The 21307-nt window shown below is 71.7% G+C and carries 16 protein-coding genes and 2 tRNA genes; 11 read left to right on the top strand and 7 right to left on the bottom strand.

Features of this window, described 5'->3' with window-relative positions; translation table 11 throughout:
• Positions 1–99: 99 nt before the first annotated feature.
• Positions 100–1317 carry an ROK family protein gene (locus ACSYGO_RS18275; RefSeq protein ID WP_432186115.1) on the bottom strand — a complete coding sequence of 406 codons (1218 nt, stop codon included), beginning with the start codon at positions 1315–1317 and terminating at the stop codon, positions 100–102.
• A 466-nt stretch (positions 1318–1783) separates the two neighbouring features.
• Between ACSYGO_RS18275 and ACSYGO_RS18270 the strand changes: the two genes are divergently transcribed.
• Positions 1784–2365, top strand: a complete 582-nt coding sequence (locus tag ACSYGO_RS18270; protein ID WP_426682422.1) for a biotin transporter BioY — start codon at positions 1784–1786, stop codon at positions 2363–2365.
• Here ACSYGO_RS18270 and ACSYGO_RS18265 read toward each other — a convergent pair.
• Entirely contained in the window at positions 2355–3716 is a 1362-nt protein-coding gene (locus ACSYGO_RS18265) for an FAD-binding oxidoreductase (RefSeq protein WP_460387071.1), read from the bottom strand. The two genes, ACSYGO_RS18270 and ACSYGO_RS18265, sit on opposite strands and share 11 nt — an antisense overlap.
• Positions 3717–4028: 312 nt before the next feature.
• Positions 4029–4754, bottom strand: a complete 726-nt coding sequence (locus tag ACSYGO_RS18260; protein WP_432174919.1) for a hypothetical protein — start codon at positions 4752–4754, stop codon at positions 4029–4031.
• 231 nt (positions 4755–4985) lie between these two features.
• Here ACSYGO_RS18260 and ACSYGO_RS18255 point away from each other — a divergent pair, with 231 nt between their 5' ends.
• Positions 4986–7667, top strand: coding sequence for a serine/threonine-protein kinase (locus ACSYGO_RS18255; RefSeq protein WP_460389731.1), 2682 nt, complete (start codon positions 4986–4988; stop codon positions 7665–7667).
• Positions 7668–7826: 159 nt separating this feature from the next.
• Here the strand turns inward: ACSYGO_RS18255 and ACSYGO_RS18250 are convergent, their stop codons facing one another.
• On the bottom strand, positions 7827–9302 hold the full coding sequence (locus ACSYGO_RS18250; protein ID WP_426682418.1) for an amino acid permease: 1476 nt from the start codon (positions 9300–9302) through the stop codon (positions 7827–7829).
• A gap of 250 nt (positions 9303–9552) precedes the next feature.
• Here ACSYGO_RS18250 and ACSYGO_RS18245 point away from each other — a divergent pair, with 250 nt between their 5' ends.
• Together ACSYGO_RS18245 and ACSYGO_RS18240 are read left to right on the top strand one after the other, a co-directional pair.
• The gene (locus ACSYGO_RS18245) at positions 9553–10041 is read left to right on the top strand and encodes a ribose-5-phosphate isomerase (RefSeq protein WP_028802645.1); all 489 of its coding nucleotides are present in this window, start codon (positions 9553–9555) and stop codon (positions 10039–10041) included.
• A 121-nt stretch (positions 10042–10162) separates the two neighbouring features.
• Entirely contained in the window at positions 10163–10972 is an 810-nt protein-coding gene (locus ACSYGO_RS18240) for an Fpg/Nei family DNA glycosylase (RefSeq protein WP_460387070.1), read from the top strand.
• Between the two features lie 52 nt (positions 10973–11024).
• On the opposite strand, the gene ACSYGO_RS18235 is transcribed toward ACSYGO_RS18240, so the two are convergent.
• Positions 11025–12254, bottom strand: coding sequence for a GNAT family N-acetyltransferase (locus ACSYGO_RS18235; protein WP_460387069.1), 1230 nt, complete (start codon positions 12252–12254; stop codon positions 11025–11027).
• A 159-nt stretch (positions 12255–12413) separates the two neighbouring features.
• On the opposite strand from ACSYGO_RS18235, the gene ACSYGO_RS18230 reads away from it, so the two are divergent.
• Positions 12414–13589, top strand: a complete 1176-nt coding sequence (locus ACSYGO_RS18230; protein ID WP_426682415.1) for a PP2C family protein-serine/threonine phosphatase — start codon at positions 12414–12416, stop codon at positions 13587–13589.
• 256 nt (positions 13590–13845) lie between these two features.
• Complete coding sequence (locus tag ACSYGO_RS18225) at positions 13846–14301, top strand: HD domain-containing protein (protein ID WP_257004744.1); 456 nt, start codon at positions 13846–13848, stop codon at positions 14299–14301.
• 172 nt (positions 14302–14473) lie between these two features.
• On the opposite strand, the gene ACSYGO_RS18220 is transcribed toward ACSYGO_RS18225, so the two are convergent.
• A complete protein-coding gene (locus ACSYGO_RS18220; RefSeq protein WP_426682414.1) occupies positions 14474–15652 on the bottom strand; it encodes an acyltransferase family protein in 1179 nt (392 codons plus the stop codon).
• A 625-nt stretch (positions 15653–16277) separates the two neighbouring features.
• On the opposite strand from ACSYGO_RS18220, the gene ACSYGO_RS18215 reads away from it, so the two are divergent.
• The 3 genes from ACSYGO_RS18215 to ACSYGO_RS18205 all read left to right on the top strand — a co-directional run bounded on the left by ACSYGO_RS18215 (position 16278) and on the right by ACSYGO_RS18205 (position 19216).
• Complete coding sequence (locus ACSYGO_RS18215) at positions 16278–16472, top strand: hypothetical protein (RefSeq protein ID WP_028802639.1); 195 nt, start codon at positions 16278–16280, stop codon at positions 16470–16472.
• Between the two features lie 76 nt (positions 16473–16548).
• Positions 16549–18693 carry a serine/threonine-protein kinase gene (locus tag ACSYGO_RS18210; protein WP_460387068.1) on the top strand — a complete coding sequence of 715 codons (2145 nt, stop codon included), beginning with the start codon at positions 16549–16551 and terminating at the stop codon, positions 18691–18693.
• 145 nt (positions 18694–18838) lie between these two features.
• Positions 18839–19216 carry a hypothetical protein gene (locus ACSYGO_RS18205; protein WP_460387067.1) on the top strand — a complete coding sequence of 126 codons (378 nt, stop codon included), beginning with the start codon at positions 18839–18841 and terminating at the stop codon, positions 19214–19216.
• Between the two features lie 125 nt (positions 19217–19341).
• Here ACSYGO_RS18205 and ACSYGO_RS18200 read toward each other — a convergent pair.
• Positions 19342–19415 (bottom strand) — tRNA-Gly (locus ACSYGO_RS18200).
• A 152-nt stretch (positions 19416–19567) separates the two neighbouring features.
• Between ACSYGO_RS18200 and ACSYGO_RS18195 the strand changes: the two genes are divergently transcribed.
• Positions 19568–19644 (top strand) — tRNA-Pro (locus ACSYGO_RS18195).
• Positions 19645–19846: 202 nt separating this feature from the next.
• Positions 19847–21223, top strand: a complete 1377-nt coding sequence (gene tig, locus ACSYGO_RS18190) for a trigger factor (RefSeq protein WP_435227854.1) — start codon at positions 19847–19849, stop codon at positions 21221–21223.
• Positions 21224–21307 lie beyond the last annotated feature (84 nt).

The raw sequence follows: 21307 nt of genomic DNA, 5'->3' as shown, positions 1-21307 counted from the left end.
AACGTGTCAGCAACAAAGGGTGCGACAGCTCACGAACAGGCTCATGAGCAGGATGTTCCTGGTCATCGACGGTCCCTGTCAACATTCGGAGTTTCTGAATTAAATAGCCTCAGGTGACGCGGCCAGCGGATCCCGGTACAGCACGTCCAGAGCCACCGAACCGCCCGCCACGGCAAGGACGGAATCCGCGAAACTCGTCGGCACGACGGACGCCGCGCGTTCGTCGCCGACCGCCTCGCGCAGTGCGTCGAGGCAGTCCTCCCGGTGGATGACCCCGATCTCCGTCACGACCACCGTCTCGGGATTGAGCACGTCGAGCAGCAGTCGCACCGCCCTTCCGACGGCACCGGCCCGCTCCACCAGCAGCCGCACGGCCGCACGGTCGCCAGCGGCCGCCGCCGTGACCACGTGCAGGGGGTTCGCCCCTTCGACGACCCCCGCCTCCCGCGCCCGCCGGCACAGCGTGCGCTCGCTCAACTCGGCCTGGAGGCAGCCGGACCGCCCGCAGTCGCACGGCTCCGTGCCGCCCGGCACCGGCAGATGGGAGATGGCGCCCGCCTGCGAGCGCGGCCCGTGGTGCACCTCGTCGTTGGTGGCGAACGCCGCGTCGACCACGTTGCCGACGAACAGGTGCAGCACGCTCCCGCTGCCCCGCGCCAGCCCGAACAGCCGCTCCCCGTTGACCAGCGCCCGCGCGTGCCCGTCCACATGGACCGGCAGACCGGTGCGCTCGCCGAGCACCTCCCGCACCGGCACGTCACGCCAGCCCAGCAACGGGTGCTCCACGACGGTCCCGGACTCCCGGTCCACCCAGCCGCCGACGGCCACGCCGACGCCGAGGGGCCGGCAGCCGGAGGCACCCGCCAGCAGTGCTCCGAGCGCGTCGGCGGCCCGCGCCAGCACGGCCCCCGGATCGGTGCGCTCGTGCTTCAACTCGCGCCGGGCGAGCACCCGGCCGCGCAGATCGAGCAGTGCCACCGTGGTGTACGGCACGGCGACGTGCACCCCGCCGACCACGAGCCGTGAGTCGTCCAGGTCGACGGGGACGTGCGGGCGGCCCACCCCGTTCGACCTCCGGGGCGCCGCCGCCTCACGGATCAGGCCGCGCTCGGTGAACCGGGCGCAGTAGTCCGTCACCGACGCCGGTGACAGCCCGGTCAGCCGGGCGATGGTGCTGCGCGCCACCGGTCCGTGCTCCAGCACGGACCGCAGGACGACACTCGCGCTGGTCCGGCGCCGGTCCGGGTCGGCCGCGCGGGGTGTGCGGGGGGAGGAGTAGGAGGGGGAAGGGAGAGTGGGTGCCGCGGCACGGGGCATGGCGATCATCCTCGGGAACGGGTCCGACACTGCGCCGTCTCGTGAAGCGAGGCGCACCGGATCCGCTCCGTCCGCCTCGCTAGCGCGGACGACAGGCGGACGTGCCGACTCGTCGCAGGTCGACATGGCGACGCGACGAGAAGTTCCGGGCCTGGGCAACCATGTGCTCGAAGCTAGCAAAGCGGGCCACGGCTGCACAGACGGCGACCGACGGGCGAGACGGCGCGTGGAGGAGCGGCCGGCCCGTTTGGCGGGACCCTACAGACGCCGGCCGCAGCGTCCTCGTAGGCCAGGCCACTTCACCTCAGTGACCCGTATCACGTCGTACTCGGTGTAACCCCCACTCTTTGTCCGGAGCCCACCAAGTCCCCGTTCCAGCCTTTGTCGAGCGCTGACGGTGATCGGCTCGAGGGCGCTGGGATAGCGTCACCGTGTCCCGAATCTGCCCGCACCCGCCGGAGTCCCCATGAGCACCGCTGCCGTCACGACCTCCCGCCCCGGCGAGGTCCTCGCCGATCTGCTGCCCTCCTCCCGTGTCCGGGATGCCGCCCTGGTGATCGGCGGTGCCGCGCTCACCGGGCTCGCCGCCCAGATCTCGGTGCCCGTGCCGGGCTCCCCGGTGCCGGTGACCGGCCAGACCTTCGCGGCGCTCCTCGTGGGCACGGCGCTCGGCGCCGGCCGCGGCTTCCTGTCCCTCGCGGTGTACGCGCTCGTCGGCATGGCCGGTGTGCCCTGGTTCGCCGGCGGCAGCTCCGGTGCGGGTGCCCCGTCCTTCGGCTACATCCTCGGCATGCTGCTGGCCTCCACCGTCGTGGGTGCCCTGGCCCGACGCGGCGCCGACCGTTCCGTGCTGCGCATGGCGGGCACGATGCTCCTCGGCGAGGCGATCATCTACGCGATCGGCGTGCCCTACCTGGCCCTCGCCACCGGCATGTCGGCGAGCGCGGCCGTCGCGGCGGGCCTCACCCCGTTCCTGATCGGTGACGCCCTCAAGGCCGCCCTGGCGATGGGCGTGCTGCCCACCGCCTGGAAGCTCGTCAAGCGGTGACGTCCGGCCGGCTCCGGCCGGTGACGTCGTAGTTCCTGCAGAAGAGGTTCGCCGGGTCGTACTGAGACTTCAGCCCGGCGAGCCTCTCGTGCGTCGTGGGGTCGTACAGCCCTCGGGTGCGGTCGCCCGCTCCGAACGCGAAGTTGAGCGCCCGCCCGGTCGTCCACGGTGCGAGGCGCTCGAACGCGGGGTCCAGCAGACCGCGGGCCTGCTCCCGCTGAGCCATCGCCAGCAGCCGTACGAGGAAACGCCCGTCGCGGTGCGGCACGGAGTTCGGCGCGGTCCGGGCGAGCGCTCCGCCGAGGTGGTTGATCTGCACCACGCACATGGCCGACGCGCCCGGCCCGGTGCGGGTGAGGACGTCCGCGACGGCGTCGACGTCGAGTTCCCGCAGCACCGCGCTGTCGCCGTAGTACGTGTGCGGGAAGTCCGGGTCGCTGTGGATGGTGTGGCTCTCGCCGTACGGCATCTCCCGCAGCGTGTCCGCCAGGACCGGACCGGTCTCCCGCAGCGGGGCCGCCAGGCGCTCCCCCTGTACGGCCGTGCCCGTGTACGCGACGCGCACCGAGACGACGTGACGGTCCCGCAGATGCGGTGGCAGCCCCGCCGCGTCCGGGTACGGGACCGCCGCGAACGACGAGGTCAGCCCGTCCGGCACGGTCCGTGTCCAGCGCTCGTAAGCGCGTAGCACCGTCACCGGGTCGACCACGGCCGCGTCGAAGGCGACCGACCCGCCGTACAGCCGGGCCACCGGCACCAGGCCGGTCTCCAGCTCGGTGACCGCGCCGAAGTTGTGGCCACCGCCGAGCAGCGCCCAGTACAGATCGGGGTCCGACTCCCGGGTCACCCGGCGCAGCCGGCCGTCGGCCGTGACCACCTCCAGCGACCGCACGTGATCGGCCGCGTACCCGAACTCCCGTGCCAGGATGCCGAGTCCGCCGCTCAAGGTGTACGAGACGGCGCCCACGCCCGGTGCCGACCCGTTCAGCGGGGCCAGCCCGTGCGGCTCCGCGGCCCGGACGACCTGGCCCCAGCGGACGCCCGCCTGGAGCCGGGCGGTGCGCGCCTGTGGATCGATGCGCAGCCCGTCCATCCTCCGTGTGGTGATCAGGACACCGCCCTCGGCCGCGGCCGGCAGTCCGTGCCCGGTGGCCTGCACACCGACCGGCAGTCCCCGGGACGCCGCGTACGTCACCGCGGCGGCCACGTCGTCGGCCGACGCGGCGGCGAAGACGACGGCGGGGCGCTGCGCGAAACCGGTCTGGAAGCCCGCGAGTTCGTCCTCGTAGCCCGGGTCACCGGGGCGGAGGACGAGCCGGGCACGGTCTGCGGTGGTACCGACGGTGTCCATGCGGCCCACCCTGGCGGCATTACCTGACACCTGCCGTCAGGCTTTCCTGGAGACGTGCGAGACGTGCGAGACGTGCGAGACGTGCGAGACGTGCGAGACGGGCCGGGGCGGCCGGTTCCGGGGAGCACGGACGCGGACCGGGTGCCGCGTGGGTCGCGGGCCGGTGCCGCCTTTTGCGGGGCGCGAAAGCGGGCCGAGTGCCGCCATGTCGCGGGAGCACGACCCGGGCCGAGTGCCGCCATGTCGAGGGAGCGCGACGCGGGCCGGGCGCCGTGCCCGGCACCCGGCCCGCGTCGTCTCCGCCGCGTGACGTCAGGACTGCTGCTGCCGCCCGCGCGGACGGTGGGCCCACCACAGTCCCGCCGCTCCCGCGGAGATCAGCGCGGCACCCGCCATGCCCAACGGCACGACCTCACCGCCGGGTCCCGTCTTCGGCAGTCGGTCGCCGCCGGGCGCCACCGGCTGGTTGTCGGTGCCGAGCAGCAGCGGGGTGGCGGGGGCGTTCGGCGACGGGTTCGTCGTCCCGAACGGCACGGGACCCTGCTGCCAGTACGTCTTCTTCCCGTCGCTCGTCTGGACCGGAAGGCAGATCTTCCCGGTCTTGCTCGTGTCGAACGTCGCGTCCACGGCGTACGACTTCGACTTCCCGGCCGCGAGACTGCCGACCGAACAGACGAAACCGCTGTTCGAACCGTCGGGCAGATCCTTGTCGGCCATGGCGTCGCAGCCTTTGACGCCCTTGACCTCCAGGCCGTCGAATCCGACCACCAAAAGCCTGATCTCGCCGCTCTCCTTGGTCCCCTCATTCTTTACCGTGGCCGTGATCGCCGTCTTCTGCGTGCTGTTGTCGACCGAGATCTTCTCCGGCAGAAGCGTCGTCATCTTGACACCGGCCGGCGCCTTGTCGATTTCCTTTCCCCCCTTGCTGCTCCCCGGTCCCTGGTCGTCCGCGACGGCGGTGAAGGAAAGGATCATCACGGCCGAGAAAGATGCCGTGAGCAGCGATCCCGCGATGGTCGTCGTGCGACGAGAACTCATGTTCGTCCCCCTTGGCTGCGCCTGAATTCGCAGTACTTGAAGAGGTACCACAAGATTTCTCCGCACTATGCTGGTACGGCCTGAAGTGTGACCATTGTGTTTCCGTTGTGGCGGGCGGGTGTGACTGATGTTGAGGGGGTGCGGGGATTGTCGGCGAACGTTCAGGGCGGTGTTCCGGGATTACTGGTGACGGGGCGTTATCGCCTGGTCGAAAGCATCGGACAGGGGGGAATGGGGCGGGTGTGGCGAGCCGCCGACGAAATGCTCGACCGGCAGGTCGCGGTCAAGGAAATGCGCATCGACGGACTCGACGCCGAGGACACCCGCACGCGCCGCGAACGCACACTGCGCGAAGCCAGGGCTACCGCCCGGATCGACCACCCCAACGTGGTGCGCATCTACGACGTGGTGGACGAGGGCGAGCGGCTGTGGATCGTCATGGAACTCGTCGCCGGGCGCTCCCTCGAACAGATCGTGGTGCGGGACGGGCCGCTCGACGAGCGTGAGGCGGCCCGGATCGGGCTCGAACTCGTGGCGGCCCTTCGCCAGGTGCACGCCGGGGGAGTGCTGCACCGCGACATCAAACCGGGCAACGTGCTCGTCGAACACCAGGGGCACCGCCGCGTCGTCCTCACCGACTTCGGCATCGCCGCCCTTCAGGACGCGGAGGCGCTCACCATGGTCGGGATGCTGGTCGGTTCCCCCGACTACATGGCGCCCGAGCGCATCTCCGGCCGGCCCCAGGGACCGCCGTCCGACCTCTGGTCGCTGGGCGCGACACTGTGCGCGGCCCTCGGCGGACGCTCCCCCTTCTCCCGGTCCACCACCTTGGCCACCCTGCACGCCGTGTTGTACGAGGAGCCCGAACTCCCGTCGGCCGCGGACGACTTGAGGGACGTGCTGGCCGCCCTCCTGGACAAGGAACCGGATGCCCGGCCCGGCCTGGAGGAACTGGAGGCGGCGCTCGGACGCATCGTGCGGCCCGCGTACGACGTCGGCCACGACGCCGACCACGACGCCGAGTTCGCGTCCCGCGAGGAACCCGTGCCCGGCACGACGCCCGTGCCGGAGGCCGGATCCGGGCCCGACCGGGCGTCGGCACCGGGGAGCGGACAGCGGCCCGGGGCGGGGCCCGTGTCCACGACCGCGCGAGGACCCGAGTTCGAGACGGTGCCCGAGTACGACTTCGAGCCCGGGGCCGTGTCCGGGCCCGACCCGACGCTCGTGGCCGGACCCGACACCTTCGGGCCCGGACCCGACGCGGCTTCCGGGCCTGAACCCGGCACGGCTTCCGTGTCCGGGTCCGACGCGGCTTTCGAGCCCGGGGCAGACACGGACCCGGTGCCCGAACCGAACGCGGCCCTGGTGGCCGGGCCCGATGTCGATCCCGTGCCCGCGCCCGACGCGGTCTCCGTACCGGACACGGTCTCCGTACCGGACGCGGACACGGACGCTGAGCCCGAAGCCGATCCGGCGCCCGAGTCCGGGCCGTCGGCAGGGCAGGCCCAGCAGCCGCCCGCCGGCCCGGTCCAGGCGCATGGTGCCGAGCCTCCCGCCCGCCGGGTCCCGGCGCCCGCTGCCGAGCCGTCCGCCGGCCCCGCCCCGGCACCGGCCGCCGAGGTGCCCGCCGAGACGTCCGCCGAGTCCGGTCCGGACCCCGTGTCCGAGCCGTCCGTCCCGCCGGTCCCGGGGCCGCCGAAAGGCGAGTCGTCCTCCCCGCCCGAGCCTGGCCGTGACGCACCGGAAGCCGTGCCCCCGACGCCCGGGCCGGTCCCGCCGCCGGGTGAGGAACCGACGCAGGACACCCATGACATCCGAGGGACACGGTGGATCCCCCGGGAGAGGCCCACTCCCGCGCTGCTCGACGCCCAGTTGATACGTGCGGCACGACAGCACCCCTCGGACCTGCCCGAGGCCACTCCGCCCCCCGTGCACGACGCGGTCCCGGTGCGGCGCACCCCGACGCGCAAGAGCTCTCTCGACTTCACGAAGCCCCCCTCGGCGCGTCCGCCCGCCGAGGCCCCCGTTCCCGGCCCGACGCCCGCCCCGGAGCCGTCGTCCCACGCCGCGGCCCGGAACGCGTCGACCGAAGTGCCTTCGGAACTGCGTGCGGAGCCCGGCTCGGAGATCCCTTCCGTCGGCGTCCACGAGGCGTCGGCGCGGGCGGTGACGGAGGCCGCGCTGCCGACGGCGCTTTCACCCGGCGGCATGCCGCCGGGCGAACTCCCCGGCCCTCCGGTGCCGTCCGGCTCCGGCGCGGCCGGCGCTGCGCGCCGCGGCGGGCGCCGCGTCGGACTGCTCGCCGCCGGCGGGGTGGCCGCCGCGGGACTCGTCGTCTGGATCGTCGTCGCCGCGTCGGGCGGACCCTCGGGCGACCGCACCGGGGCGTCCGGTTCCTCCGGCCCGGCCGTCACCGCCGGTGGCAGCGGCGGACCGTCGCCCCGTACGTCGTCCTCGCCCACCGTCGAGGGCACGTCCCGTCCGCCCAGCCTCCCTCCGGGAGCGCACCGGGAGGCGGGCGGCTACGCGTGGGCGACGCCCAAGGGCTGGCGGCGCGATGTGAAGACGGGTTCGGAGGTGCACTACACCTCGCCCGACGGAACCCAGGAACTGGCGGCCAAGTCGTCGCTGGCGAAGGGGGACCTGATGGACACCTGGCAGACCTCGGAGCGCAACGCCCGCGAGGGGCGGGACTACCGGAAGATCCGCCTGGAGGAGACGGTGTTCCAGGGCCGTCCCGCGGTCGTCTGGGAGTACACGTTCACGCTCAAGGGCGAGCACTGGCACGCGCGGCTGCTCGGCTTCGACGAGAGCGGGAAGTCGTACCAGATCAACACCTGGTACCAGCCGGGGATCGAGGCGCAGGCCCTCGGGACGTACGAGAAGGTCAAGGACAGCTTCACCGTGCTGTGAGGGCGAGATGCCGCGAACGCGCGGTGCGAGGGACGCCGGGTGCTGCGCCCGCGAGACGGCCGCGACCACGAGATGCCTCGGGTGCCGGGCGGCGGGAACACGAGAGGGGAGGGAGTCCCGCAGGACTCCCTCCCCTCGCCGCGGGGGACGGGGACGGGGCTAGCCGACGGACACCTTGTCCGCCTCGGCCTCGACGGCCGGCGCCGGGCGGTTGCCGCGGACCTTCTCCTTGACCACGGCGATCACGATCACGACCGCCGCGACCAGCAGGGACAGCAGGACGGTCGTCCGTCCGCTGCTCTCGCCCTCGGTGTCGGTCAGCATGTAGCCGAGGACGAAGACGATCAGCGCGGCCGTCGCCCAGGTCAGGTACGGGTACAGCCACATCTTCACGACGAGCTTCTCGGGTGCTTCGCGCTGGATGATCTTCCGCATGCGCAACTGCGAGAAGCAGATGACGAGCCACACGAACAGCGCCACGGCGCCCGAGGAGTTCACCAGGAAGAGGAAGACCGAGTCCGGGAACTTGTAGTTGAAGAAGACGGCGACGAAGCCGAAGACGACGGAGACGACGATCGCGGCCGTCGGCACACCGCGCGAGGTGGTCTTCGCGAAGGCCTTGGGCGCGTCCCCGCGCTGGCCGAGCGAGAAGGCCATGCGGGAGGCCGTGTAGAGCCCGGAGTTGAGACAGGACAGCACCGAGGTCAGCACGATGAAGTTCATGATCTGACCGGCGTGCGCGATGCCGAGGGAGTCCAGGGCCGCGACGTAGGAGCCCTTCTCCTTGATGGCCGGGTCGTTCCAGGGCAGCAGGGAGACGACGATGAGGATCGAGCCGAGGTAGAAGACGCCGATACGCCAGATGATGCTGTTGGTCGACTTGGTGACCGCGCGCTGCGGGTCCTCGGACTCACCGGCGGCCAGCGTCGCGATCTCGCTGCCCATGAAGGAGAAGACGACGAGCAGCACACCGGTCAGGATCGTGCCCGGACCGTTGGGCAGGAAGCCGCCGTGGTTGGTCAGGTTGCCGAATGAGGCCTTGTCGCTGTCGGCGCCCGGAAGGATGCCGAGGACGGCGAGCGCGCCGACGACGATGAAGCCGCCGATCGCCACGACCTTGATCCCGGCGAACCAGAACTCGAACTCGCCGTAGGACCCCACGGACACCAGGTTGGTGGCGGTGAGGACGACCATCACGATGAGGGCCCAGCCCCACTGGGGCACCGCCGGGATCCAGCCTTCGAGGATCTTGGCGCCGGCGGTGGCCTCGACGGCCAGCACCACCACCCAGAAGAACCAGTACAGCCAGCCGATCGAGAAGCCGGCCCAGCGCCCGAGGGCGCGGTCGGCGTGTGCCGAGAAGGAGCCCGAGGTCGGGTTCGCGGCGGACATCTCTCCGAGCATCCGCATCACGAGCACGACGAGCGTGCCGACGAGGGCGTAGGACAGGAGGATGCCGGGTCCTGCGGTGGCGATGCCGGTGCTGGAGCCGACGAAGAGTCCGGCTCCGATGACACCGCCGATGGCGATCATCGAGAGGTGACGGTTCTTGAGACCGGCCTGGAGGCCGCCACCGGGTTCTCCGGGGCCTCCGGGGCCGTGTGCGGCCTTTGTGGGGGTCGGCTGCGAGGTCATGGAGGGGATTTCCTTTGCGCCGGGTGAGCGTTGCTCCGTACGAGCGGCGTACGGATCGGCCCAGTGAATCGGAGGCAAAGGAATTCGTGAACCTTTGAATCCAAATCGTTACTTGAGGTTTACTTGAGGATCTGTGGTCTTCCTCATATTTTTGGAGATCGACGGTGAGCGTCGCGAGTGCAAAATGACGGCCGGGTCAAGGGTGACACCCGGCTCTGCTGCCCCGGTGCGGCCGTGTCACACTCGGACCATGCGCGTGTATCTCGGCTCGGACCATGCCGGCTTCGAACTCAAGAACCACCTCGTCGAGTGGCTCAAGGCCGCCGGCCACGAGCCCGTGGACTGCGGGCCCCACATCTATGACGCCCAGGACGACTACCCGCCCTTCTGCCTCCGTGCCGCGGAGCGCACGGCCGCGGACTCCGAGGCCCTCGGCATCGTGATCGGCGGCTCCGGCAACGGCGAGCAGATCGCGGCGAACAAGGTGAAGGGCGTCCGTGCCGCCCTCGCGTGGAGCGAGGAGACCGCGTCCCTCGGCCGCCAGCACAACAACGCCAACGTCGTGGCCGTCGGCGCCCGCATGCACACGCAGGAGGAGGCGACGAAGTTCGTCGAGACCTTCCTCGGCACCCCCTTCTCCGGTGACGAGCGTCACATCCGTCGCATCGACATGCTGTCGGTCTACGAGACGACGGGCGACCTGCCCCCGATCCCGGCCCACCACCCGCAGCAGGACTGACGCGTGACGGGGGGGCCCGCGCCCCCCGTCCGAGGTGACCTCACCGCCGACCGGACAGGCGGCAGGGCGGGAGACGGGCTCCGGGGCGGAGCCCGGGTCGGCAGGAAAGGACGCGGCCACCGTGCCAGAGGGGCACACCATCCACCGGCTGGCGCAGGACTACGCCGACCGTTTCGCCGGCACGCCCACCCGGGTGAGCAGCCCGCAGGGCAAGTTCTCCGACGCCGCCGAACTTCTGACCGGAGCGGAACTCACCCGTACCGAGGCCCACGGCAAGCACCTGTTCCTCGGCTTCCGCGACACCGACTGGGTCCACATCCACCTCGGCCTCTTCGGCAAGGTCGGCTTCGGTGACGCCCCCGCGCCCCCGCCCACCGACACGGTCCGCCTCCGCCTGGCCAACGAGACCGCGTACGTCGACCTGCGCGGCCCCACCACCTGCGCGCTGATCACCGACGCCGAGAAGCGGGCGATACACGACCGGCTGGGCCCGGACCCGCTGCGCCCGGACGCCGACCCTGCGGCCGCGTACCGCCGGATCTCCCGCAGCCGTACGACGGTCGCCGCGCTGCTCATGGACCAGAAGGTCGTCGCGGGCGTGGGCAACGTCTATCGCGCGGAGGTCCTCTTCCGGCACGGCATCGACCCCTACCGCGCGGGCAAGGACCTCACCGGCGCGGAGTGGGGCGCGATCTGGGCCGACCTCGTGGGCCTCATGCGCGAGGGCGTCCGCAACAACCGCATCGACACCGTCCGCCCGGAGCACACCCCCGAGGCGATGGGCCGCCCGCCGCGCGTCGACGACCACGGCGGCGAGGTCTACGTGTACCGCAGGGCCGACCTGCCCTGCCACATCTGCGGCGGCGAGATCCGCACCGCCGGTCTGGCCGCCCGCAATCTGTTCTGGTGCCCCACCTGCCAGACCCGCTGACGGCGGGGCCGGGCGCCGGACCGGGCGGGCACGGCGCCCGCCGGGAGCGCGCCTAGAACCCGTGCGGCAGCCAGGGCGCGACCGCCGAGGAGAACGCGACGGACGCCTCCGTCAGGGCGCCCTGGCGCAGCTCCCGCACCCGGCCCGCCGCCCCGAGCGAGACCAGGGACACCCCGCCGAGATAGGCCGCCCCCAACTCCCGTACGGACAGGGCGAGATCGGCGGAGTCCTCGGTGGGTACGCAGGACGCGCCCTTCGCGTCGCCCGTGAGCCGCCAACGCCCCTCGTTCCAGGGGCAGAACGCGTCCTCGACCTCGAACACCACGTCCACCGGCGCCTGATAGGTCCGAACCTCCAGCGCGGCGCCGACGTCGACGAGCCGCACGTGCAGCGAGTCCTTCACCCGCAGGCCGCAGCGGCGGATGTCCGACACCATGTGCTGCCACTCCTCGTCGACGGGACGGCCCCGGGTGTGCAGCCCGGTCGTCAGGTCGATGCCGAAGAGGAACCGCCACAGCGCGGCACGGGCCGCCGGGTCGAGCCCCTCGACGTCCTGCACCAGCACCGTGCCGTCGTGGCCGGACGGTCCCCAGGCGGGCTTGACCCGGAAGCGCGTGTAGCCGACGACCTCGCCGTCCCGCTCGGCGACCACGCACTGCAGGGGCGAGGCCCCGTCACGGTCGCTCTCCGGGTCGAGCAGTCCGAGCCGCTCCCAGCCGGGCTGCCGGGCCAGCATGCCCGGACGGGCCGGCACGAGCCGCGCGTACACCGCCTCGCACGCGTCCAGGACGTCGGCGGGCGCCTCGTAGCGCAGCCGTACGTCATCGGTGCCGGGCGGCACGGACAGCCGTACCCGGCCGGTGTCGATCTCGGCCCTGATCTGGAAGGTGCCGATGCCGTAGCCGAACCGGCCGTAGATGTCCGGCTCCGACGCGGTCAGGACGGCGAGCGGTTCGCCCCCGGCGTGGAGGTCGTCGAGCTGGCGCCGCATCATCGCCGTCAGCACCCCGCGCCGCCGGTGCGTGGCCGCGACGCTGACCATCGTGACGCCCGCCGCCGGCACGGAGGCGCCGCCGGGGACCGTCATCCGGAAGGAGAAGGCGCCCGCGGTGCCCACGCACCGCTCTTCTTCCCACACCCCCAGCGAGCGGTCGCACTCGGTGAGCGCGTCCCACAGCTCGCGCTCCTCCGTGGCCTCCTGCACGCCGCTGAACGCGCGGATCAGGGTCTCGTACCACGTGTTCCACTCGCTCCGCCGCAGCACCCGCACGTCAGTCGTCATGGCCCATGATTACCAGGGCATTGCGGTACGAGCGAGGGAATTTCGGCCGAAGCGGGAGCCGCTCGCGGTGATGTTCTCTGTGAAGTTCAGCGCTCGGACGGGGGACAAGTGGGACCTCCCGTGCCAAGCACCTGGTCCGATGGATAGGGTCCCGAACTAATGGCAGCAGGACGAGAGCGGCGCGCGGAAGCCGATACGTTCACGGCCCGGTTGAAGAAGCAGTGGCACCGGGCCCGCACAGGGCTGCGCAGATCCGCGGTCGACTACTTCCGCGGGGACGGCTCCGACTGGATCGCGCTGGCCGGCCTGCTGCTCACGGTCCCGGTGATCGCCTCCACGACGCTGGTGAACTCGGTGTGGTGCTCACCGGCCGCGCTGGTCCTGCCGATCGTGGCCGGCGGACTGCTGCTGCGCCCGGCCAGCCTCCTCGGCCTGTACGCGGCCGCCGCCACCGCGCTGATAGTGGAGTCCGTGCAACTGGGCCCGTACACCGAGGGTCCGTCCCGGGTGACGCCGGGCGTGGTCCTCGTCGTCGCCGCCTGCGGCTTCTTCGGTCTGCTGATCGCCCAGTTCCGCAGCCGGGTGGGCGTCCCCTGGCGGCGCGGCGGCACGATGCTCTTCGACCTGCGCGAACGCATCCGGGTGCAGAGCAAGCTGCCGAAACTCCCGCTGGGCTGGCACCGCGAGATGGCGCTGCGTCCGGCCGGCGGCCAGTCGTTCTCCGGGGACTTCGTGGTCGCGGCCCGGACGAACGGGGGCCGCACCCTGGAGGTCGTCCTCACCGACGTCTCCGGCAAGGGCATGGACGCGGGCTCCCGCGCGCTGCTGCTGTCGGGAGCCTTCGGCGGCCTCCTCGGGTCGCTCCCGCCGCACTCCTTCCTCCCCGCGGCCAACGGCTATCTGCTGCGCCAGGACTGGGACGAGGGCTTCGCGACCTCGATCCACCTGGTCCTCGACCTCGACTCCGGCGACTACGAACTCTTCTCCGCCGGACATCCGCCGGGCCTGCAACTCAGCGCGGGCAGCGGCCGCTGGGAGGAGAAGGCCGCCGAGGGGCCCCTGCTGGGCGTCTACGACGGCGCCCAGTTCGACCCGGTGAAGGGATCGCTGCGCCCCGGCGACGTGCTGATGCTGTTCACCGACGGCCTGGTGGAGACCTCCGACCGGGACATCGTCGAGGGCATCGACCGGCTGACCGGTGAGGCCGACCGCTATGTGGCGGGCGGCTTCCACGGCGCGGCCTGGCACCTCATCGAGGCGGTGGCCAGGGACGTCAACGACGACCGCGCCCTCCTCCTGATCTGCCGCGAGGGCCCGGCACCGGCGCGGGCCTGATCCACCGCGCGAGCCCCACTGCGCCGCGGGGTCCGATCCACTGTGCCGCGGGGTCCGATCCACCGGGAGGGCCCACGCGCCCGTGCCCGACCCGCGGCGGGGCCCACGCGCCCGTGCCCGAACCACGGCGAGGGCCCCGCGCCCGTGCCCGAACCACGGCGAGGGCCCCGCGCCCGTGCGGCCCCGGCCTCCCGTCCCCGCGGGTTCTTCGTCCGCACGGGTCCCGAGCGGACCGGTGCGGGGCGACACTGGTGCGGTGACCCACACTCTCCTGACCCTGGCCGAAGTCGAGGCCCTCGCCCGTGAGGCGCACGCCGGCCAGACCGACAAGGCCGGCCGGCCCTACAGCGAGCACCTGCGGGCCGTGGCGGAGGGCGTCCGTGAACGCGGCGGCGACGACGAGCAGGTGGCCGCGGCCTGGCTGCACGACGCGGTCGAGGACGACGCGCTCTCCGAGGACTGGCTGCGCGAGGCCGCCCTGAGCCCGCGCACCAAGGACATCGTGCTGGCGGTGACGAAGCGGGAGGGAGAGGCGCCGGAGTCGTACGCGCGGCGTATCCGCACGACGCCGGGCGCCCTGCTGGTGAAGGCCTCGGACCTGGCGCACAACGCGGACCCGGTCCGGCTCGCCGTCCTCGACGAGCACACCCGGGCCCGGCTGACCAAGAAGTACGCGACGATGCGCGCCCTCCTGGGGCTCCCGCCCGGCTGAGGGCTGCGTGCGCCCGCCGGGGATCACGGGACAGCCCTCAGGACGACAGGGGCCGAACAGCGAAGTGCGGGCCCGGAGTTCTCTCCCGGACCCGCACTCCCGCCCGTCAGGGGGCCGTACGACCTGCCGATGTGTGCCGCACGACTCGCCGAGGTGTGCCGTACGGCGCCGCCTACGCCCTGGCCTTCTCCCGCTCGCGGGCCAGCTCCTTGGCGTCCCGCTTGAAGGCCCACTCCATCTTCGGCTCCATCGCGAAGCGGAAGATCCGCTGGAAGGGCCGGGTGCACAGCACGGTGACCGCCGCGGCCGCGACGAGCGTCACGGCGATCTCGCCGAGCGGCCTGTGCAGCCAGGAGGGCTCGTACCAGCCCCAGTAGTCGGCGGCCTTGACCAGGAATCCGTGCAGCAGGTAGCCGTACAGCGTGCCCGCGCCCAGTGCCGTGAACCAGAAGGTGCGCCGCGGCACCCAGGCGAAGAAGCAGGCGGTCAGCAGCAGCGAGCAGCCGAAGAGCGCGAAGGTCATGACCGCGCCGGACCACCACGGGGCGCCCAGGTTCTGCGCCGCGTCACGGTGGTAGAACCACGCCGTGTTCATCCGGGGCACCGCCCACCAGCCGACGACGAGCGCGGCGGCGAAGACCGGAACCGACAGGATCCGCACCTCGCGCCGGCGCACCAGCTGGAAGTGCTCGGGCTTCATGACCAGACCCAGTACGAAGAACGGCAGGAACTGCAGGACGCGCTGGAGGTCCAGGTCGTCGCCGATGTCGGGTGACACCGAGGCCAGCACCGCGATCGTCAGCGCGAGCGGCAGCGGCCAGCGGACCACCTTCCACAGGGGAGTGGTCAGCCGCCAGACGAAGAGCGCGACCAGGAACCAGGTGAGGTACCAGGGGTCGAGCAGGGTGATCGACTGGCTGGGGTCCGGAGCGGCGTAGCGCTGGAAGAGGGAGTACGCCGTCTCGAAGAGGACGTACGGCACGAGCACGCCCGTCACCAGGCGCTTCAGCCGGTCCGGCCGCATGTCGAAACTGCGGGAGAAGTAGCCGGAGATGATGATGAAGGCCGGCATGTGGAAGCTGTACACGACCGTGTACACGGCTTCGACGATGCGGCTCTGGCCCTTCAGCGGCTCCCATGCGTGGCCCATGGCCACGAGCACGATCGCCAGGTACTTCGCGTTGTCGAAGAACGCGTCGCGTTGCTTGGCGGGCTTGGTGCCCGCCGGGGCGGCGTCAGCGGCCGCTCTCGGGGTCTGCGGGGAGCGCGGGCTCGGCACTCCGTCCGCCGGCTCCTGTGCCGGGGGGAGTGGCGCTCTGTGGTGGCCGTTCGGTCGGAGCGAGTTCGTCACAGGCCCTCCCACCAAGCACTCGTGGAGAAGATCCTGGACCTCGCTGCGCATGCGGGGGACGTGGCGGCGTGGAACATCTGAGGCACCCTAGCGTTGTCTGTGCGAGTTAGTAAAACTCTCGACGTCATTCCTGCTTATCGCCTGCGAGTACCCCGTATTTGAAGATGTGTGCCTGCCTCTTCGCAAGTGGTTCCACATACCGATTCGCTTACCGTATGGGTGTGTTCTGTCCTCTTTCATCCTGACTAAATGGTGCATAACGTCTGCGGGCGACTCTGGCGATATGTCCGATTGATTGGTCTTTCAGGTCGGCTTGTGGGGGCCCGGGTGTGCCCGTGGCAACAATTCGAATTACCTGCGAACAGGATGTGTGGACACAGCAACGGTTCCTCTGAATTACATCCGCCGTACTCGTGCGAGGGGAGTCTCGAATTGCCGTACGGGGCCACTCCGTTCACGCACCCCGAGGCGTTGCGCCTGTGCAGGCCGGGCGCGTCCCTGGCCGACGATGCGTCACCGGCCGCATACGCAGGCCGGGTTGGTGGCACGATGGTTTCTGGCGGGGGTGTGCGGGGCTTGCACCTCCGGGCCGGGAGAGCGGACCGACCGTAGGGTGTGATCAGTTGTGGCCATTTCGCTGTCAGTGGTGCTGCTGTTGGCGATCATCCTCGTGGTGCTGATCCGAGGGGGATCGATCAAGGCGGGACCTGCCATAGTCGCGGTGCTCTTCGGCTTCTTCCTCGCGTCCACCGGCATGGCTCCGTCCATCAACCGCTTCCTCAACTCATTGGCGGAGACCATCAACTCGATCAGCTTCTGAGCGGAACCGGACGGATACGCTCGCCCTCGGAACACCGGCGGAAGCCGGGTGACGCGGAAGCGGGGGGCGTACGAGGATGGCGCTGCGTGCATCGGACCCGCCGGAGGTGGGCGGGTACCGCATCGAGGACCGCCTCGGATCGGGCGGCATGGGCGTCGTCTACCTCGCCCGCTCCGCCTCCGGCCGCCGCCTCGCGATCAAGGTCGTGCACGGCCAGTACGCCGACGACGACGAGTTCCGCATCCGCTTCAGCCGCGAGGTGGCCGCGGCCCGGCAGGTGAGCGGAGCCTTCACGGCCCCCGTCGTGGACGCGGACGCCGACGCGCCGCGCCCCTGGATGGCCACGCTCTACATACCGGGCGAGAACCTCGGAACCCGCGTGCGCGACCACGGCCCGCTGCCGCCGGACCGGCTGCGCGAGCTCGCCGCGGGCCTCGCCGAGGCGCTGCGCGACATCCACCGCGCCGGGGTCGTCCACCGCGACCTGAAACCGGCCAACGTCATGCTCGCCGACGACGGGCCCCGCGTCATCGACTTCGGGATCTCGCGCGCGGCCGAGTTCGGCGGCGCCGACGCGCTCACCCAGACCGGGCGCGTGATGGGCACCCCGCCCTTCATGTCCCCGGAGCAGTTCTCGACCCCGCACGACGTCGGCCCGGCCGCCGACATCTTCTCCCTCGGCGCCGTCGTCGCCTACGCCGCCACCGGACGCGGCCCCTTCGACAGCCCCAGCCCCTACGAGACGGCCACCCGTGTCGTCGAGGGCGCCCCCGAACTCGACGGCCTGTCCGCCGGGCTGCGCCCCTTCGTCGAGCTGTGCCTGCAGAAGCACCCCAAGTCCCGGCCGAACCCCGACGAACTCCTCACGCTCCTGCGCGACGGCACCCGTCCGCACCCGAGCCCCGGCCCCGACGGGCCCCCGGAGCAGCCCCCGGGTCCGCCCACCGGGCCCGGCCGCCCCCGGCGCCGCCGTCGCCTCCTCGCCGCCTGCGCGGGGGCCCTGCTGATCGCCGTCGCCGCCTCGGCCGCCGTCGTGCGGTACACCGGCGCCGACCCCGTCCGCAGCGACCTGCCGCCCGGCTGGCGCCCGTGGCACGCCGCCGCGGAGCCGGCCCACCCCGCCGACCGGGCCGGCGGGCCGTTCAGCAGCTGCGGTGCAGCCGGCGGGTCCCTGGTCTGCGCGGGGGACGACGTCAAGGCGGCCCGCTTCTCCCTCGCCACGGGCCGGCACCCGTGGACCCGGCCCGTCGACTCCACCCCCGACGACTTCGGCAGCGACGAGGGCTCCGTCCTGGGTACCCGCGCCGGCCACGTCTACGTCTACGCCAACGACGAGACGGAGTCCCCCAGGGGCCGGGAGACCGGCACGAGCCACGCCCACTACTCGGTCCAGTCGGTGGACGCCGCCACCGGGCGGGTGATCTGGCGGACGCGCACCGCCGACGGCGACAGCGCCCTGGCCCCCGACCTCCAGGACGGCGGCGCCGCGGCGGTCCCCGCGGGCGTCGTCACCGTCTTCGGCGACGACGCCCGCGCGTACGCCCTCCTCGACGCGGACGACGGCCGGATCCGCTGGACGCGGCCCATGCCCGAGGACACGACCTGTGTCGTCGTGGCCGCCGCGCACCGCCCCTACCTGGTGTGCCGGCCCGACGACGGGCAGACCACCAGCGTGTCCGCCCTCGACACCGCCACCGGCAGGCCCCGCTGGACGGCCGTCGCCAAAGGCTCCCTCCACCTCCTCGGCCAGGACCAGGGCCGCCTGATCCTCGCCGAGACGGATCCGGAGACCGCCCACCGCGCGCTCACCACCGTGGACGCCGCCACCCACCGGCTGCTCAGGGTCCCGCTCGCGCGCCCGCAGCCCGCCGGAGCGGCCGTCCACCTCGCACGCGGCACCCTCTACTTCACCCTCGGCAACGGCAGTGTCCGCGCGGTCTCCCCACGCACCGGCCGCCAGGCCTGGGAGAGCAACTCGTCGGTGGAGTTCCCGGGCCCGCCGCTCGCCTCCGCCACCCATGTCTACGTCGCCTCGCCGAACGGCCGCCTGGCCGCCCTGGACCGCCGCACCGGCCGCGTCGACGCCACCCGCCCCGGCCGCAACGACGCCGGCCCCACCGGCATGGCCGACTCCGGCGCCCCGCTCCTCCTGGTCGGCGACGCCCTGTACGTCCCGTACGGAACGCGCTGCGTGTACTCCGTCGACGTACGCCGCCTCTGAAGGCCGGCCTCGAACGCCTGAGCCGAACCCCGAACCCCGGACGCCGTGGCCGAACGCCGTCGCCGGCGGTCGCGCCAGGCTCGCCCACGGTCGTGGTCGGTCGGGTGCACGCGGATCGGGACTCTTCGCCCACCTGGCCTCGCTCGTGCTCGGCTTCGGGGCCGTCCTGGTGGCCGACTACTACGCGCTCCTGTATCTGACGGGCCGGTGCACCCTGCGCGATGCCCTGAACTGCACGGCCCACCTCCACGTCCCCATCTGGACCGGCCTCGCCGGTCTCGTGGCCAGCGGCGCGATGCTCCATCCGAACCTCGCCTCCACCCTGACGCGCGTCAAGCTGGGGCTGGTGCTCGCCCTCACCCTCAACGGCCTCCAGGCCGGGCTCCTGAACAGACGGATGGCGCAACAGGGCGGTGCGGCGCTCACGCCGCGTCTCCTGGCCTGGGGAGCCGCGACGGCTCTGGTGTCCCAGGTCTGCTGGTGGGGCGCCGTGGTCATCGGATTCCGCAACAGCCGGCACTGAAGCCGGTGGCGCCGTCGACTCCTCCTGGGCTCCGCCCGCTCACGGGGCACGGCGGAACGGACGGAGTCCCGGGAAACAGCAAGGGCCAGGCGGAGGAGTGGTCCTCTGCCCGGCCCTGAGCCATGTGGAGCGGGCGACGGGAATCGAACCCGCGTAGCTAGTTTGGAAGACTAGGGCTCTACCATTGAGCTACGCCCGCACAAGCGGCGCCGCAGGTCAGTGACCGCGGCACAGGAGGCATCGTAGCGGGTCGAACCCCTCCGCCGCACACCCCGTTTCCGCGTCGCCCGCACACCCGGGAAATGCGGCAGCCGCACTGCCTGCGGGCATGTACCCTACGTGTCGCACCGACGGGGTGTGGCGCAGCTTGGTAGCGCGTCCGCTTTGGGAGCGGAAGGCCGTGGGTTCAAATCCCGCCACCCCGACCACGAGCCGGAACCCAGCGGGGCTCCGACCCTCCGAAGATCACCTTTTGGGGCGTGTACCGCCTGCGGTTACTATGCAAGCTGCGCGCCCGTGTGTCTGCACTCTCACGTCTCTCAAGGGCCGCGAATCCGCTGAAGGCCCTGCCGGATCCGGCAGGAGCACGCAGCAGAACCCCCAAGAAGTCAGCCACAAGGAGACCGAACCGTGAAGAGCGCCGTGGAGAACCTGAACCCGACCCGGGTTCGGCTCACTGTCGAGGTGCCCTTCGAGGAGCTCAAGGACAGCCTCGACGCGGCGTACAAGAAGATCAACCAGCAGGTCACGGTGAAGGGCTTCCGGAAGGGCAAGATCCCGGCGCGCGTCATCGACCAGCGGTTCGGTCGGGGCGCCGTGCTCGAGGAGGCCGTCAACGACGCGCTCCCGAAGTTCTACACCGAAGCGGTCAACGAGGCTGAGCTGAACGTCCTCGGCCAGCCCGAGGTCGACATCACGGAGCTGAAGGACGGCGAGACGCTGAACTTCACCGCCGAGGTCGACATCCGCCCCGTCATCGAGATCCCGGACTACTCCGGCATCGAGGTCGAGGTCGACGCCGTCGAGGTCACCGACGAGGACATCGACAAGGCCGTCTCCGACCTGCGCGAGCGCTTCGCGTCGACCTCCCCGGTCGAGCGCGCCGCCGAGGACGGCGACGTCGTCACCATCGACCTGGAGGCCAAGGTCGACGGCGAGGTGCTGGAGGACGGCATCGCCAGCGGTGTCTCGTACACCATCGGCTCCGGCGAGCTGCTCGACGGCATCGACGACGCCGTGAAGGGCCTGGAGGCCGGTGGCGAGGCCACCTTCGCCTCGGAGCTCAAGGGCGGCTCCGCCGCCGGCAAGGAGGCCGAGGTCACCGTCAAGGTCACCCAGGTCGCCGCGCGTGAACTCCCCGAGCTCGACGACGACTTCGCGCAGCTCGCCTCGGAGTTCGACACCCTCGACGAGCTCAAGGCGGACAGCCGCAAGCGCCTCGAGAACATGAAGCAGTACGACCAGGCCACGCAGGCCCAGGAGCGCGTCCTGGAGAAGCTGCTCGAGCTGGTCGAGGTGCCCGTCCCCGAGAAGCTGCTCGAGGACGAGATCAACACCCGCAAGCACAACCTGGAGCACCACCAGCTCGGCCAGATGGGCCTCGACCTCGCGAAGTACCTGGAGATCCAGGGCAAGACCGAGGAAGAGTTCGACGCCGAGACCAAGGAAGCGGCGATCAAGGGCATCAAGACGCAGTTCGTCCTTGACGAGCTCGTCAACAAGGAGAAGCTGAACGTCAACCAGGAGGAGCTCACCGAGCACCTCATGCGGCGCGCGGCCTCCTCCGGCATGTCCCCCGACCAGTTCGCCCAGGCCGTCGTCGAGGGTGGCCAGGTGCCGATGCTCGTCGGCGAGGTCGCCCGCGGCAAGGCCCTCGCGGTCGTCGTCGAGGCCGCCACGGTCAAGGACACCAACGGCGAGATCGTCGACCTGGACGACGAGGAGGACGAGACGGCCGAGACCGTCGAGGCCGCCGACGCCGAGGCCGAGGACAAGCCCGAGGCCTGATCGCCTCAGCGGTAGACATTGACGGGCCCCCGGGGACTTCCCAGTCCCCGGGGGCCCGTCGCCGTCCCCGGCGGCGCCCGGGGC

Source organism: Streptomyces krungchingensis (assembly GCF_054729265.1).
This window is presented reverse-complemented; position numbering and strand designations above follow the sequence as displayed.

What these genes read in the sequence shown, in the direction of transcription:
- ACSYGO_RS18210 (WP_460387068.1), top strand. Translation starts at nt 16,549, where the DNA reads ATGGCGCTGCGTGCATCGGACCCGCCGGAGGTGGGCGGGTACCGCATC.
- ACSYGO_RS18245 (WP_028802645.1), top strand. Translation starts at nt 9,553, where the DNA reads ATGCGCGTGTATCTCGGCTCGGACCATGCCGGCTTCGAACTCAAGAAC.
- ACSYGO_RS18270 (WP_426682422.1), top strand. Translation starts at nt 1,784, where the DNA reads ATGAGCACCGCTGCCGTCACGACCTCCCGCCCCGGCGAGGTCCTCGCC.
- ACSYGO_RS18230 (WP_426682415.1), top strand. Translation starts at nt 12,414, where the DNA reads ATGGCAGCAGGACGAGAGCGGCGCGCGGAAGCCGATACGTTCACGGCC.
- ACSYGO_RS18275 (WP_432186115.1), bottom strand. Translation starts at nt 1,317, where the DNA reads ATGCCCCGTGCCGCGGCACCCACTCTCCCTTCCCCCTCCTACTCCTCC.
- ACSYGO_RS18265 (WP_460387071.1), bottom strand. Translation starts at nt 3,716, where the DNA reads ATGGACACCGTCGGTACCACCGCAGACCGTGCCCGGCTCGTCCTCCGC.
- ACSYGO_RS18235 (WP_460387069.1), bottom strand. Translation starts at nt 12,254, where the DNA reads ATGACGACTGACGTGCGGGTGCTGCGGCGGAGCGAGTGGAACACGTGG.
- ACSYGO_RS18255 (WP_460389731.1), top strand. Translation starts at nt 4,986, where the DNA reads ATGGGGCGGGTGTGGCGAGCCGCCGACGAAATGCTCGACCGGCAGGTC.
- ACSYGO_RS18250 (WP_426682418.1), bottom strand. Translation starts at nt 9,302, where the DNA reads ATGACCTCGCAGCCGACCCCCACAAAGGCCGCACACGGCCCCGGAGGC.
- ACSYGO_RS18260 (WP_432174919.1), bottom strand. Translation starts at nt 4,754, where the DNA reads ATGAGTTCTCGTCGCACGACGACCATCGCGGGATCGCTGCTCACGGCA.